Here is a 15,099-nt window from a genome sequence, read left to right as displayed (position 1 = left end):
AACCCCCTTAAAAGTTGCATAAGCCGTTTTTTATAAATTATTACTTACTTTTAAAGCATGTTATCAGCAAGAAATATTCAGAAGAAATACGGGCAATTACAGGTTTTAAAGGGAGTGGATATCGATATTAAAAAAGGAGAAATTGTGAGTATCGTGGGCAGCTCGGGTGCCGGCAAAAGCACGCTGCTCCACATTTTGGGCACTTTAGATAAGGCTGATAAAGGCGAGATCATCCTCAATAACCAGCGGGTGGATAAACTATCTCCTAAAAAACTGGCTGCCTTCCGCAACAAGGAAATTGGGTTTGTATTCCAGTTTCATCACCTGTTGCCGGAATTTACCGCTTTGGAGAATGTCTGTATTCCTGGCTGGATAGCCGGGGGGAAAAAGAAAGAGATTACTGCCAAAGCAGAAGAATTATTAAAAACACTGGGGCTTTCGGGCCGTTTGGAAAATAAACCACAGCAGCTCTCCGGGGGCGAACAGCAGCGTGTAGCAGTAGCCAGGGCACTGATTAACAATCCGTCTATTGTGATGGCTGATGAGCCCACCGGCAACCTGGATAGTGCTAATGCAAAAGACCTGCATCAACTGTTTATCGATTTGAGAAAGCAGTTCGATCAAACCTTCCTGATTGTTACCCATAACGAAGAATTAGCGCAAATGAGTGACAGAATTGTGATGATGAAGGATGGCAAAATAATAAATTAGGCAATAATCCGTTATCTAGCAGTTATAAGTAAAATTTTTAATTGAAAATATTCCCGAATCATTATTTTTGCACTGCACCCTAAAGGATAACTTATTTTATGAAACCGTCTACCGGCAGAGCTTCCGGCTTGATAATAGCCTTTTTATTTTTTTCTTATTACATAATGGCGCAGCGTCCGCAGTTGTATGCTTACCAGGACCTCTCTAAGTTTTCCTTTGCAAAACAAGACGACTCTTTAAAAAAGAATTGGGTATGCCCCGAATTATATAAAGAGAAAGCCACACAAAAAAAATATAAAGAGATATGGGATGGCAGAACTGATTTTATTACCAGTGCTATTGAAGCCAATAATTATATTAATGACGGAGAAATTTATAATTATATCAACCAGATCATTATCGATCTTACAAAAGGCAATCCCTCATTGATAAAACAGAAGCAACTATTACTCATCGACAGAAGTGCTTCTGTTAACGCCTATGCAGTTGGTGGTAATGTAATTGCTGTTAACCTTGGCCTGATCACTTTTTCGCAAAGCAGGGAAGAAGTGGCATTGGTTGTGGCCCACGAATTATCACATAATATTTTGAACCATCCCGAAAACTCAATGAAGGAAATGGCGGTATGGTTAACTTCTGAAGAATATAAAAATTCACTGAATGCGGTATTGGATTCTAAGTACGAACGCCTGACCAAATTGAAAAAAGTAGTGGAAGGATATACCTTCAGCAGAAATAAGCACCATCGCTATCACGAAAGTGAAGCAGATTCTTTGGCAATAGTGTTGCTGAGAAACAGCAATATCTCTTTTGATCCCAAAGCTTTTTTAAGACTGGATAGTACAGATAATGAATACAAAGAACCTTTAAAGAACGAAACCAAAACTTATTTCGCTTCTTATAATACTACCATCGAAGATTGGTGGTTTTCAAAACGTACAAAAGGATTGTCTTCAAAAAATTATAATTTTAAAGACACTACAAAACTGAATGACTCATTAAAAACACACCCTGATTGTATAGAGCGGTATAACAAAACTAAAAATCTTGTAAACATAAAAGGGGCTTTTACCCCGGTAACAGCTAGTATAAAAGAGAAGGCCAATAAAATGCTGCTCTGGAATATGTACGATAATATGGATCTTACTGCATGTTTGTACCGCATCTTTTTAGAAAAGGATAAAGGTAATGCCGACACCTGGTACGATTTTATGGCGCATAATGTTCTTGCCGGTCTTAATTATTCCAATAAACAACTCAATCGTTTTAATGCCATTGGTATAAGGCCTAAAGAATACATTTCTAAAAACTATTACGAATTGCAAACCATGCTGGAACAAATACCTGCCGATAATTTAGAACAATTATATAAATCGTCTGCTAATCAGAGTTTTTGGGGAAGTATGTCGGCGGAATCAAAAGGATTAAAAGCGCTGATGAGCACACTTAATTTTGATACAGACGATAATGACAAAAAGAAAGCCAGCGCTGCAAAAGAATTTATCAGTAGCAATCCCACAAGTATGTACTGCGAATTTGCAGACCATTTTAAAAAATAGCATTTTAACTTTTACCTGAAACTAAAAAAACATGAGAAAATTAATTGTATGTCTTACCATTTGCCTTTGTGCAACTGTGGTTAACGTAAAGGCACAATCGAAAGTATTTCAAGAAGTGAATGAAGACATTTCCTCTGAGATGAAGATCATTACACAGGATGAGGCCCTGGTAGGCTACCTCGTGTTTACCCAACTGGAAAAAGCCAGCGAAGATTCCTTTAATTACAAAATAACATTGATGGATGAAAACCTCAATGATATTGGTACTGTAAATTTCAGGGAAGAAAAACTTGACCTTGATGCTGTATCTTTTGAGCAGGATATATTATGCCTGGCTTATTTAAAAAGCAATATCAACGGAAAAGTATTTAAAAACAGGAAAGAGTACAATGCCTTTGATGCAAAAAATGCCATCTTCACCCAGTTCTTAACGCTTGATGGAAAAATTATAAAAACCAACACTAATAATATCAGTTTAAAATCTGCCGATTACGAACTATGGGCTTCACCCAGAAGTAAGTTTACTTATTATGGAGGTTTAACCCACCGTATTCAGTTAAAGAATATTTCTCAAAAAGGCTTCGCCTGTTTTTATGGCGATAAAGATGGTTGTAATTTGATCAGCTACGACCTTACAGGAAAAGAGCTATGGAAAAAAAGTATTTCTGAAGAACAGGCCTATAGTTTACTTACTTCTAAAGCAGATATTTATTTGTTGCAGAAGGTAAAAGAAAAATATTACGAAGGTGGTTATTCATTGTTAAGCTATAATGCAGCTGATGGTAAAGCCTACGATAAAATTGCTTTAAATGATAAGGAAGGCAATTCTTTAAAAGTGTTGAGTTTTGCAAATGATCCTGTAACCGGCACACCATATTTAAGCGGAAGTATAATCGACCAGGATAAAGGCAATAATATCAGCAACGGAAAACAACTTGCGAAGGGCCCTTATTCAGGTGTTTTTGTAATGGACGTAAAAGGCCATACTAAAACCGATATCAAACAAACTTTTACTTATTGGGGCGATGGTTCTCAAAAACCTGCTATCTCAAAAAGAGGTTATATCAGCGACGCAAAATCTTATGCCATAATGACTAGTTCGTTCAGGGACTATAATGGGAATACTTATTTTACAGGGTCAGAATTTGTTAAAAAAGCTAAGATCGGATCTATTGTTTCATCAATTATATTTTTACCGCTGGTTACTGTAACGCCAATCATACTGGCAGTATCGGGTACTACTAAATGTAAGGTTACCGATGTGGCTTTAATGAAATTAAATCCCAAAGGCAGCTTATCTTTTGAAACTGAGATTCCATGCGAAGATTCCAAATACCTGAGAGGAGTTTTTCCTTTGAATGGATTTTTAAACCAGAGAAGTTTTTACAGCGTGGATAATGCCAACACCAAGGCCAATTACATGATTGTTGATGATAGTAAGAACATCATGATCTACAATGTAAACCAAAAGAAAATTGTACGTACAGTACCGCATAAAGATGGAAAGATCAGGACCTATATTTTCCCTGCAAAAGAAGGCCATATCATGGTAGTGGAAAATAATAAAAAAGAAAAGTACACCAGGCTGTCTATTGAAGCGCTGAATTAAAATACACGAATGGTTTTTATAAAAATTCCTCCCCAACTAGTTGGGGAGGAATTTTTTTTATGCGGTCAGCTCTGAATAATTTATTACATAAGTTACTTATTTCATGCAACCCAATTCTCGGTTATGTAATCTTTATAACTATTACCAATAATCTAATACTTATAAAAATGAAAAAGAGAATCTTAGTTTGTGTATTTTTCTCGTTTATTATAACTCATATACTGGCGCAGAGTGGATATTATTATTATAAAGGACAACCAAAATCTGTAACTTACTCCACAAGAATTCTTTTTGTTCATTTTGCAGCTAATCTTACAAATACACAAAAACAAGATGTAATTTCAAATGCATCAGTAGATTTGCTGAATGGAAATCTTACAAATATTCCAAATTATGTCAAACTACAATCAAGAATAGTATCAGGCTGGCACTGGGTATATCCTTGTTTAATAGAATCAAAAACTTCAAACAATAACAATAAAAAAGATTCGATTAAACCCGATCCTAACTATATGCCAGTTCCTTGCGAAGGTTGCCCGGATTGTACACCACGCTATGAATATTATGAGTATAATAATTTTGACAATGCATTGTATCAGCTGTCGAATAATTCAAATGTCAGATCGGTGTCTAAAGGTTTTTCATACTTAGGTGGCATTGTAGCATCTACGGGTACAGAAGAAAATTTTTATATAAAAATAAAACCTGCTTTTACAATTAATGATTTTACAGGGTTGCTAACAAACTATAGTTTTGTAACCCAGGATGTAAGTACAGATTTTGGGAGCAGAGTTTATAAAATATCTGTAACCAGGGACAAATCAACGGATTTAATGGGCTGGGCAAACGTATTTTACAATACAGGAATGTGCGAATATTCTACCCCAAATTTTCTTGAAATTGGTAACATTACTTGTAGTAATGATCCCAGATGGCCTGAACAATGGGGATTGTTAAATATCGGACAATATAATGGAATTCCGGGTGCAGATATCAGGGCTGTAAATGCCTGGCAATTTACCAAAGGAAATAATGTAAAAGTTGCAGTAATTGATGACGGGGCTTTACCAAGCCACCCTGATTTGGCGGCTAATTATTTGCCTGGATTTAATTTTGATCCAAACAGTACTTCCATTATTGGATGGCATGGAGCAAAAAGTGCAGGTGCTATAGCCGCAATTGCAGATAATGGTATTGATATTACGGGTATAGCACCGGAATCAAAAATTATACCGGTTAAAGTGTTTAACTCTAATGACGATGCCGTAAGCATTGGCTTGGCAGATCAGTTAACAAAGGGAATTAATTGGGCTGTAGATAATGGTGCTGAAATACTTTATTGTGGCTGGGGGGTAAATTTCGAAAGTGAAATGATAGATAGGGCATTAACAGATGCAGCAATTTCAGGAAGAAATGGGAAGGGATGTTTACTTGTTTTTCCTACCGGAAACGAAAATTCAGCTATTCGCTTTCCAACCGCTACTCATCCAGATATAATTGCCGTTGGGGCAATAACACCTTGTAATTCACGAAAAATACCAATCTCAGGTTGTGATGCATATCCATATGACCCAGCCTTTCCTGAGTTTGGAAAATGGGGTAGTAATTATGGAACAAATTTGGGCTTAATGGCACCAGGTGTGAGAATGCCTGCTATAAACGTTGACCCCTCTTATAGTGCTACAGATTTTAATGGTACCAGTGCAGCTGCTCCACTAGTAGCAGGTACAGGGGCGCTAGTATTGGAAATTAATCCAAATTTGACTCAATCGCAAGTACGAAAAATAATTGAACTTAGCTCCAATAAAGTAGGCAATTATTGCTATAACTGGACACCTGCTCATCCAAATGGAGCATGGAATATAGAAATGGGGTATGGTAGATTAAATGCCTACAATGCTGCTCAACTGGCAAGGCCGGGTGTTACTATTTCAAATACAACTTACAATGTTACCTCGCAAGCGAGTAATGCTGTTACAGGAAATATTGCAATGACTTTTAATAATCTGGCATGTCCAACGACATTGCCATTTGGATTGTTCTTTTTAAAGAGGCATGAAGTTACCGCAACTATTAATTATGCTAATACTCCTAACCCAGTTATAATTTGCTCCAGTAATGGCTTTACGCAAGCTAATCCTAACGATGGCAGGCATTGGGCAGAAGCAATTAATGTTACAAATACATCTGCAACTTTAAGAACTTATGTATATTACGGATACAATAGCATTGGTCAAGAATTAGGATGGATACCTACCTCACCATCAAGCATTACCTTTAGTTACGTAGTTGTTGGAAGTCCGGTGAATATTGATTACCAATCAACACAAAGTAAGGGCAGTATTACAAAAGCAGATTCAATTAAAAAAATTCCTTTTAAATTAGATTTTGCTGATGATATTATTGTAAATGATATTCCATTTGAGTTTTCTAAAAATAGAATAACGCCAAATCCGGTTATCAATTTGCTGACACTGAAAATAAATTCAGAAATAGAGGGAGCCCAAAACATTGAAATAGTAAATTCTTTAGGTGTAAAAGTTAAATCAATTTTGAATAAATCCGTAAGTAAAGGAGTAAATACTTTGTCTATCGACGTTTCTGGTCTATCAAGGGGAATATATTTATTAAAATGCGGGACTAGTACCTATAAATTCATAAAAAGCTAAAATCGTATTACATGAAAAAGTATATCATTATTACCATCTTAATTTTTCTATTTTCTGATTGTACGGCTCAAAAAGACTATCATAATTTTTTTATTGGTTCTAACTACACTACAACAGATTTAAGCATTCCCAATTCTGCAAATAATTATAAAATAGGATTAAATGTTGGGTACAAATATGTACAAACTTTATTTAGCTCAATATCTGTCAGTGCTGGATTGGAATTTAAGATTATACAAAGTAAATTTTTAAGGCAACATTATGATAATTCTGCTATTATTTTAGATCCTCGTTCAGTTTCTGAAAGGATTAAAATTTCACGGCTTATAATACCACTACAAGCCTATTATAATTTTGTAAATAAGAAAAAATCTACTTTTTACATAATGTTCGGTACAGAAATAATTCTTTTAAATAAGGCTGATAGAACTGTAGATTATTACATACCTATATCGCCGGGCGGTTTAGTCAAAGGCACTTATACTGGCAAACAGACTATTAAATTCGGAGAGAATAATAAATCTATCGGGACAACATTTATGAGTGGAATTGGCTCCGCTTTTGAAATTAAAGACAGAAATTTTACAGTTGAACTTTCTTTTTGCAGTGATATTTCTAAAAACAAATTCCTCACTTTACATAATATAGAAAGTGATTCTTATTTTTTTACAAAGTTTAAGAGCTTGCAATTAACAGCGGGAACATCATTCTCATTTCGCAATAAAAAGAAATAATTTTTAAAACTTAATCAAATATCCTTTTGTTAGTAAATCAACAAAAGGATATTTTGTTTATACCCTTGGCTTCCAGGGAATTTCCCCCACACCCAGCAAATGGCCAATATATCTTGCCAGCACAAAAAGATAATCACTCAGGCGGTTGAGGTATTTTATAACTAATGGCTCTACAAACAGATCATGCTGTTGCATATTCACACATAATCTTTCTGCACGGCGGCAAACACAGCGTGTAATATGTGCTGTGGATATTGCTACATGACCTCCTGGTAAAATAAATGATTTCATTGCCGGTAATATTTCATTCATCCTGTCGATCTCATTTTCCAAAAGCACAATATCTTCTTCTTTTAAATCGGGAATCTTCATCAGTGGTTCTTTATCCGGGTCGCAGGCTAAAGAAGAACCGATGGTAAAAAGGCGGTCTTGTATTTCTTTTAAGGTTATCCTGGAAGGTTCATCAGTGATATTGTCAATCACCAAACCGATATAAGAATTTAATTCATCTACGGTGCCATAGCTTTCAATACGGATATGGCTTTTGGCAACTTTTGTACCACCAATGAGAGAGGTCTTACCGAGGTCGCCTGTTTTTGTATATATTTTAAATGCCATAATTGTTGTAATAGTTACAGCACAAAGCAACAAAAAATATCCGTATTAGTTCATTAAAAATATGCAGGAGACGGTCTATGCAGGCTGGGCAATAGTAGCAGGATTAGCATTTAATTTATCTGTTTCAATCAGGCCATCTCTTAAACGTACCACACGGTGTGCAAACATGGAAATATCCTCTTCGTGTGTAACCAGTATAACGGTATTGCCATCCGCATGTATTTTACCCAGTATGTCCATGATCTCATAACTGGTTTTACTATCCAGGTTTCCTGTAGGCTCATCAGCCAGGATAATAGCAGGGTTATTGATCAATGCACGGGCAATGGCCACTCTCTGGCATTGCCCGCCGCTTAGTTCGTTAGGTTTATGATGGCTTCGGTCCTGTAATTTTACTTTAGCCATAACCTCATTGGCTCTTTCGGTTCTTTCTTTTTTACTGATACCGCTGTACACCAATGGCAAGGCTACATTTTCTAATGCAGTTAACCGGGGTAATAAATTAAATTGTTGAAATACAAATCCTATTTCCTGGTTGCGAACTTCGGCAAGGTCATTATCAGGCATGCGGCTTACGTCTTTACCATTTAAAATGTATTTGCCCCCTGTGGGAGAATCGAGGCAGCCCAGGATATTCATTAAAGTAGATTTACCGCTACCGCTCGGCCCCATCAGCGCCACGTATTCATTCTTAAATACATCCAGGCTAATGCCTTTAAGCACCTGCAATTCCTGTTTGCCCAGGTAGTAGCTTTTGCGGATGTTTTCTAAATGAATTATTCCCTGCATAATAAGTTATACGTTTTAAATTATGAGTTATAAGTTAAGCTTTGAAAGTTAGTAGTAAGGTACTTACAACTTTGTACTTATAACTTATTACTTCTTTATCACTTTCGGTACTTTAAAAAATTGTTCATCATGCGCCGGCGCATTCTGTAAGCCTTCTGCACGGCTGATGCTGCCCTGTACTTCGTCTGCTCTCAATACATTTACCTGCTCACTCATGTGCAGCAAAGGTTCCACTCCCGTAGTGTCTACTTCGTTCAGTTTTTCTACAAACTTTATCATCCGCTGCAGGTCGTTTTTAATACCTTCTTTTTCAGCATCGTTAAACTCCAACCTTGCCAGGTTAGCCAGTTTATCTACCATTGCATCATTTACTTCCATACAACAAATATACTTCAGTTTTGGGCTTACCGGTTTCGGTTTTTATTTAAGTGGCACATAATTTTTTTATTGCCCATTGCCTTTTATTATCTTCGCCCACTATGGCAAAGCATAAAGAAATAGTAATGAGTGGCATCCGGCCTACCGGTTTTTTGCATTTGGGTAATTACTTTGGGGCTATCCGCAATTATATAAAAATGCAGGAAGATTTTGAATGTTATTTTATGGTGGCTGATTGGCATTCACTTACCACTCATCCTGATACCAAAGAGCTGAGAGGCAATGTGGAAAGGGTATTGGCAGAAAATATAGCTTGCGGATTAGATCCCGACAAGGCGGCTTTTTTTTGCCAGAGCCATGTACACGAAACGGCAGAATTGTACCTGTACCTGAATATGCTGGCTTATAAAGGTGAGTTGGAAAAGACAGTTACATTTAAAGATAAAGTGCGCCAGCATCCCGAAAATGTAAATGCCGGTTTACTAACCTATCCTGTTTTACAAGCTGCAGATATTATTTTGCACCGTGCCCAATATGTGCCTGTAGGTAAAGACCAGGAGCAACACTTGGAAATGGCCCGCAACTTTGCCAACCGCTTCAACCATCGTTATGGAGAAGTGTTTCCCGAACCTGTAGCCTATAATTACAATGCAGAGCTGGTAAAAGTGCCCAGCCTGGATGGAAAAGGGAAAATGAGTAAAAGTGAAAACCAGATGGCCACTTTATATCTGGCAGATGAGGATGATATGATAAGGAAGAAAGTAGCGAAAGCAAAAACCGATGGAGGACCAACAGAAATGAATTCGATAAAACCTGATTACATCGAAAATATTTTTGCACTGATGAAATTAGTTTGTACAGAAGACGTGATTGCAAAATACGAGGCGGATTATAACAATTGCACCATCCGTTATGGCGACCTGAAAAAGCAACTGGGAGAGGATATGGTGAAATTTATTGCGCCGGTAAGGGAGAAGATCAATACTATTTTACCTGATAAAAATTATTTAAAACAAGTAATGGAACAAGGTGCGGAAAAGGCCAATAAAAGTGCCGGCGAAACCATGAAACTGGTGAGGGAAGCTATGGGATTAAAATATTTCTGATTTTAGATTTTTGATTTCAGAATTTGTTTACTTTAGATGTTCCGCTTGTGAATAAACCTGCAACCGGCAATCGCAAATCGACAATTGAATTATGGCTAAAACAAAAAAACCAAAGCATATTGCTGTGGCCGGAAATATTGGTGCCGGCAAAACCACGCTTACAGAAATGCTGAGCAAGCATTACAAATGGATTCCACAGTTTGAAGATGTGGATCATAATCCTTACCTGAACGATTTTTATGAAGATATGCCGAGGTGGAGTTTTAACCTGCAGATATTTTTCTTAAACAGCCGTCTTAATCAATTGCTGGAAATACATCGTGGTACCGAAACTGTGATACAGGACAGAACAATATATGAGGATGCCAATATTTTTGCACCTAACCTGCACGACATGGGCCTGATGGGCAAACGTGATTTTGATAATTACTATAAATTTTTTGAAACACTCAAAAGCATGGTGCAACCACCCGATCTGTTGATCTATTTAAAAGCATCGGTACCAACATTGGTAGCACAAATTCAAAAAAGGGGAAGAGAATACGAAGAAAATATCAGGCTGGATTATTTAAAAAAACTGAACGAATTCTACAATAATTTTATTGATAATTATAAAGAAGGCCCGTTATTGATCATTGATGCAGATAAAAATAAATTTGCAGAAAACGAAGAACACCTTGGGCAGATCATTACAAGTATTGATAGTAAGTTGTTTGGACTATTTTAAGAAAGCTTCAAGAGGCAAGCTTCAAGGGGGCAAATTTTCTGGATAAAGAGTATTTAGTACTGTTACAATGTTTGAAAGCTGGTATCTATCATCAGGCTTCTCCCTTGCTGCTATTCCCCTTGCAGTTAATCTATAAGCGAATTCTTCATCGCATAAAACACCAGGCCCACAGAGTTCTTCACGCCAAAGCGTTCCATCAACCTGTCTTTAATAGCTTCCACTGTTCTGGAACTGATGTCCATTTTAGACGCAATTTCTGCTGCAGTAAATTCCATACAAACTAAAGTGAGTACTTCTTTTTCCCTTTCGCTTAAAACTACTTCGGTAGTTAAATTGGGATTGAATTTTTGTTTGGAATAATTTTTTTTGATGAGTACCTTATTTACAAAAGGATTCAGGTAAAAACCGGTTCGCATTACATCCATCACCGCTTTTCTTATTTCAGAAGGTTCGGTACTTTTTAAAAGATATCCTGCAGCACCGCAATCCATCAGGTGGCCTACAAATCTTTCATCTTCGTACATGGTAAGAATGATGACACGTATACCCGGAAAATTTTTAGTGATCATCTTGGTGGTATCAATACCATCTTTTACCGGCATTTTTAAATCGCATAAAATTACATCCGGCTGCGATTCAGGAATCTTAGATAAAAGCTCTTCCCCGTTTTCGGCCTCCATCACAAATTTAATATTGGTGTAGGCACGCATGGAAAGAATGACTCCTTTACGGAATATTTTGTGATCGTCTGCTATTGCAACTTTTATTTCATCCATAAGTAAGGTGGTGCGATAAAATTACGGAAAACAATCATTAATTAAAAAAATATCGAATGATGAATTTGTAATACCGGGTTTATCAGCCTTGGTAACTCTAAAAATCAGGAGACACTTTACGTAGATTTAATACCGGTAATTATGAATGTGATATGCTTAAATCAACGCTTCCATCGGCACTTCAATAGTAACTTTGTAGTAGGTATGGCTGGGGTCTATCTCAAAATATATCCTTCCTTTAAGTACTTTAATACGGCTGGCAATATTTTTTAAGCCCAGGCCCAGGGCGCTCTGGTTCAGTTTTTCAAAATCGGCCTGTACAATACCGGTACCATCGTGGTGCAGGCGAAAATACATATTGCTGCCGCTGTTGTTTTGGGTAAGGTGTATAAAACCGGCATTACTGTGTTTAAATACATTATTCACCAGTTCCTGTACAATACGAAACACTAATAATTCCTGCTCCACTTTCAGCCTTACACGGTAATCATGAAACCTGGCGCTGGCATTAATACTGCCGCTACCACTTATTTTTTGAAACAGGTCGTTTACCGCACTCTCCAAGCCAAAGTTTTTAAGGGTAGGCGGCATAAGGCTGTGGCTGATATTACGGATGAGCAAAATAGCATCATCAATAATCTGCTTGGCACTGTAAATGCTTTGTAATTGCTGGGCTTTTTCCTGGTTTACTAAATTCTCGTTAAGGTAAAGACGGGCAGTGGCTAATAAAGGGCCGGCATCATCATGCAGATCGGCGGCTATACGGTTACGTTCTTCTTCCTGAAAACGGATGGAAGCGTTTAGTAGTATCTGTTGTTTTTCTTCTTCTAATTTTTTAAGCTGAGAATTGTAACGCATTATCTTGCGTTGATGAAATATTACAAATGTTATAATACCCATAGTCAATACAAGCATCCCTATTGTACCAAAAAACATAATACTATTTATTCCCTGAGGAGAAGTGGGCGCTTGTAAGAAAAACATGACTTTTTACGTTGTTGGGTTTTATTAGTCTTGAAAAAATGGTATTGACTCTTCCGAAAGGCTTTTATTATTTTGGTTTACATTAGCAAGGGTTGTCTTTAAGTATAGTATAGATAAACAAATAAAAATGTTTTTTAGTATAATTATAGTGCTATAAATATATTTATAGGTTACCATAAAGCCTTCTTCATTTATCATGGTTTTTGAGTAAACAAAAAGAAAGAAGTTGCCGGAAAAATAGATAAGAAGGGCGGTGGCAAGCCAGAATTCCATGATGACATATAGCGGCAACTGGATTATTTCCTGCATTAATTCAAAGAAAAAGTAAATAATAAAAATGATCATTATTATGCATTCAATAGCGGCAGGATAATAACCTACAGAAGGCTGTTTGGAACTGAGGAAGTCGTAGATACAATAACAAATAAAAAGCGGCTGGATAATAATGATAATGCGTTTTGCTGTAGCATTCTTAATATTCAGATAGATAAACCAGGAAATAAAGCCTAATTCAATAACATTGAAGAAACGCAGTAAAACTGTATAAGGGTAGAATTCGCCAAAATACTTGAGCAGTATAGTGGCCATGGTATGCAGGAAGATATAAAGGATATAAACAAAAAAAACCTTTAATCCCGCTGCTCCTAACTTTTTATAGTTAATGGCAAATAGAATTAGAGGTATTAATCCTGAAAAGTTAGATAAGTATAGTAAATTCTCTTGTATTGTCTTTGGTTTTAACCAAAAGTAGTCAACAACAAGTAATTTTACAAATAATATCTATTCTCTATTAGATGATTAAGCAAAAACTTCAGTGATCCAAGGTTCCATGGTAATAAGATTTTTTTGTGGTTTATAATCAGTTTCTTGATGCAAACTTGCTCCAAAACCCTTCCGTGGGCAACTGCCCAGCCGAAATGTTAATATGTGGAAAAGTAATGAAACCCCCTGTGGTTAAGGATTTGCGTACTTGCACCAAGTAAAAAGACGGTAAAAGATGGGGTAAATGTACGAAAATAAAATAGTAAAATTACTATGGAATAAAACGTAGCTTTACCCAGGCAATTTTACTATTTCAAGTAAGTAATTGTCCGAACCTGCGGTTCCAGGCTCTAAGTAGTTTTCCGGGGCGGGGGTAGAAACTGATAAAAAACCAGTTTACAATCACATTTGCCAAAAGGCAGCAATTGTAAACTTAAAAACATTTTGGTTCAGAGGTATTGGATGTAAAACGGGCAATTAATTAGTTGATTAACACTGGCAACACAAGCACAAACAGGTTCTTCTTGGATATCAGGCTACTTAAAGCTTTAGTTTTTTGGATAATTGGATAAAATTTTTTCGTGTGCCAATGTCAATCAACTGCAACAAAAATAGGGCGGTGTGCAGGGGAGAACAAGAGCATTAATGCTCGTTTTTGGGTTTACAGGATTTACTTTATATCAAGTAATAGTGCAAAGGGGTATCGTAAATTAACGATACACAAATAGCGTACCATTACTACGTAATAATGCTAAAAACGAGGTGATAACCAACAGAATGTGGAAAAGTTTTTACTACAGTGGTATACAGTATTGTAGCCTAACTGTTAATGGAAAATCGTAACTTTAAACGGATTTATACTAACCCCTTTTCTTAGACTATGAGTAACGACCACTTGATCAAGATTGCCATTGCTGACGACCACAAGATTTTCAGGGATGGTATTAAGATGGCCCTTTCAGGAAAAACCAACCTAAAAATGCTTTGGGAGGCCGAAGACGGCAAGGATATGATGCATAAGATTGCTATTAAAAAACCCGAGGTTTTATTAATGGATATCAGGATGCCCGAAATAGATGGCATTAATGGCATTCAGCTGATACGCAAAGAATACGAGGATATCAAGATCATTGTGCTTACTATGTACGACGATCAGCAGATGATCAGCAAAATGATGGAAATGGGTGCCAACGCCTATCTTACCAAAACCACCGACCCCGAAGAAATTTACGAAGCCATACTCACCTGCATGAATGACGACTTTTATTTTAACGACCTGGTGAATAAAGCAGTGATGGGAAAGTTGATGCAGAAAAAAAATGTACGTCAGCATTACGGTACCAATACGCCGGTAAATTTTAATGAGAAGGAATTAAAAATACTCAAACTGCTTGCCGAGGATAAAACCACTGAAGAAATATCTAAAATAATTTTCCTTAGCCCACGTACTATTGAAACCATACGCCAGAATATGAAGACCAAGGTGGATGCTAAAACTATTGGCGGGCTAATAATGTACGGGATGAGGAATAAGTTGATTGAGTAATAATTCTATTTTTTGGAATAGAAATCAATCAATTCAAAACAATTAGTGATATTATATAACGGGCAATCCCATACTACATCGTAAAATTCCCATCCAAAACATAGGGTAATTACACGCTTTCTTATGTTTCA

General features: G+C 36.6%; 14 protein-coding genes. 8 read left to right on the top strand and 6 right to left on the bottom strand.

The features are described 5' to 3' along the window. Positions 1–57: 57 nt before the first annotated feature. From ACQ334_RS06850 to ACQ334_RS06830, 5 genes are all read left to right on the top strand, one after another. Positions 58–711, top strand: coding sequence for an ABC transporter ATP-binding protein (locus tag ACQ334_RS06850; RefSeq protein WP_430987438.1), 654 nt, complete (start codon positions 58–60; stop codon positions 709–711). Between the two features lie 98 nt (positions 712–809). Further along, on the top strand, positions 810–2,270 hold the full coding sequence (locus ACQ334_RS06845) for a M48 family metalloprotease (RefSeq protein ID WP_430987437.1): 1,461 nt from the start codon (positions 810–812) through the stop codon (positions 2,268–2,270). Positions 2,271–2,301: 31 nt separating this feature from the next. Continuing rightward, the gene (locus ACQ334_RS06840) at positions 2,302–3,879 is read left to right on the top strand and encodes a DUF6770 family protein (protein ID WP_430987436.1); all 1,578 of its coding nucleotides are present in this window, start codon (positions 2,302–2,304) and stop codon (positions 3,877–3,879) included. A 167-nt stretch (positions 3,880–4,046) separates the two neighbouring features. After that, positions 4,047–6,548, top strand: coding sequence for a S8 family serine peptidase (locus ACQ334_RS06835; protein ID WP_430987435.1), 2,502 nt, complete (start codon positions 4,047–4,049; stop codon positions 6,546–6,548). 11 nt (positions 6,549–6,559) lie between these two features. After that, positions 6,560–7,282 carry an outer membrane beta-barrel protein gene (locus tag ACQ334_RS06830; protein WP_430987434.1) on the top strand — a complete coding sequence of 241 codons (723 nt, stop codon included), beginning with the start codon at positions 6,560–6,562 and terminating at the stop codon, positions 7,280–7,282. A gap of 57 nt (positions 7,283–7,339) precedes the next feature. Here ACQ334_RS06830 and ACQ334_RS06825 read toward each other — a convergent pair whose 3' ends face one another. From ACQ334_RS06825 to gatC, 3 genes are all read right to left on the bottom strand, one after another. Then, a complete protein-coding gene (locus ACQ334_RS06825; RefSeq protein WP_430987433.1) occupies positions 7,340–7,900 on the bottom strand; it encodes a cob(I)yrinic acid a,c-diamide adenosyltransferase in 561 nt (186 codons plus the stop codon). A 75-nt stretch (positions 7,901–7,975) separates the two neighbouring features. Then, positions 7,976–8,689 (bottom strand): ABC transporter ATP-binding protein, encoded by a 714-nt coding sequence (locus ACQ334_RS06820; RefSeq protein WP_430987432.1) that lies wholly within the window; start codon positions 8,687–8,689, stop codon positions 7,976–7,978. A gap of 87 nt (positions 8,690–8,776) precedes the next feature. Then, positions 8,777–9,067, bottom strand: coding sequence for an Asp-tRNA(Asn)/Glu-tRNA(Gln) amidotransferase subunit GatC (gatC, locus tag ACQ334_RS06815; RefSeq protein ID WP_430987431.1), 291 nt, complete (start codon positions 9,065–9,067; stop codon positions 8,777–8,779). A gap of 101 nt (positions 9,068–9,168) precedes the next feature. On the opposite strand from gatC, the gene trpS reads away from it, so the two are divergent. Continuing rightward, positions 9,169–10,173: a tryptophan--tRNA ligase gene (gene trpS, locus ACQ334_RS06810; protein ID WP_430987430.1), complete on the top strand. Its 1,005-nt coding sequence runs from the start codon at positions 9,169–9,171 to the stop codon at positions 10,171–10,173. 91 nt (positions 10,174–10,264) lie between these two features. Then, positions 10,265–10,900 (top strand): deoxynucleoside kinase, encoded by a 636-nt coding sequence (locus ACQ334_RS06805; protein ID WP_430987429.1) that lies wholly within the window; start codon positions 10,265–10,267, stop codon positions 10,898–10,900. Between the two features lie 125 nt (positions 10,901–11,025). On the opposite strand, the gene ACQ334_RS06800 is transcribed toward ACQ334_RS06805, so the two are convergent. From ACQ334_RS06800 to ACQ334_RS06790, 3 genes are all read right to left on the bottom strand, one after another. After that, the gene (locus tag ACQ334_RS06800) at positions 11,026–11,676 is read right to left on the bottom strand and encodes a response regulator (protein WP_430987428.1); all 651 of its coding nucleotides are present in this window, start codon (positions 11,674–11,676) and stop codon (positions 11,026–11,028) included. A gap of 156 nt (positions 11,677–11,832) precedes the next feature. Beyond that, entirely contained in the window at positions 11,833–12,534 is a 702-nt protein-coding gene (locus tag ACQ334_RS06795) for a sensor histidine kinase (RefSeq protein WP_430987427.1), read from the bottom strand. A 150-nt stretch (positions 12,535–12,684) separates the two neighbouring features. Next, a complete protein-coding gene (locus ACQ334_RS06790; RefSeq protein WP_430987426.1) occupies positions 12,685–13,248 on the bottom strand; it encodes a hypothetical protein in 564 nt (187 codons plus the stop codon). Positions 13,249–14,302: 1,054 nt separating this feature from the next. On the opposite strand from ACQ334_RS06790, the gene ACQ334_RS06785 reads away from it, so the two are divergent. Beyond that, the gene (locus ACQ334_RS06785) at positions 14,303–14,968 is read left to right on the top strand and encodes a response regulator (protein WP_430987425.1); all 666 of its coding nucleotides are present in this window, start codon (positions 14,303–14,305) and stop codon (positions 14,966–14,968) included. Positions 14,969–15,099 lie beyond the last annotated feature (131 nt).

This window comes from Ferruginibacter sp. SUN106 (assembly GCF_050611765.1).
Taxonomy (GTDB): domain Bacteria; phylum Bacteroidota; class Bacteroidia; order Chitinophagales; family Chitinophagaceae; genus Ferruginibacter.
This window is presented reverse-complemented; position numbering and strand designations above follow the sequence as displayed.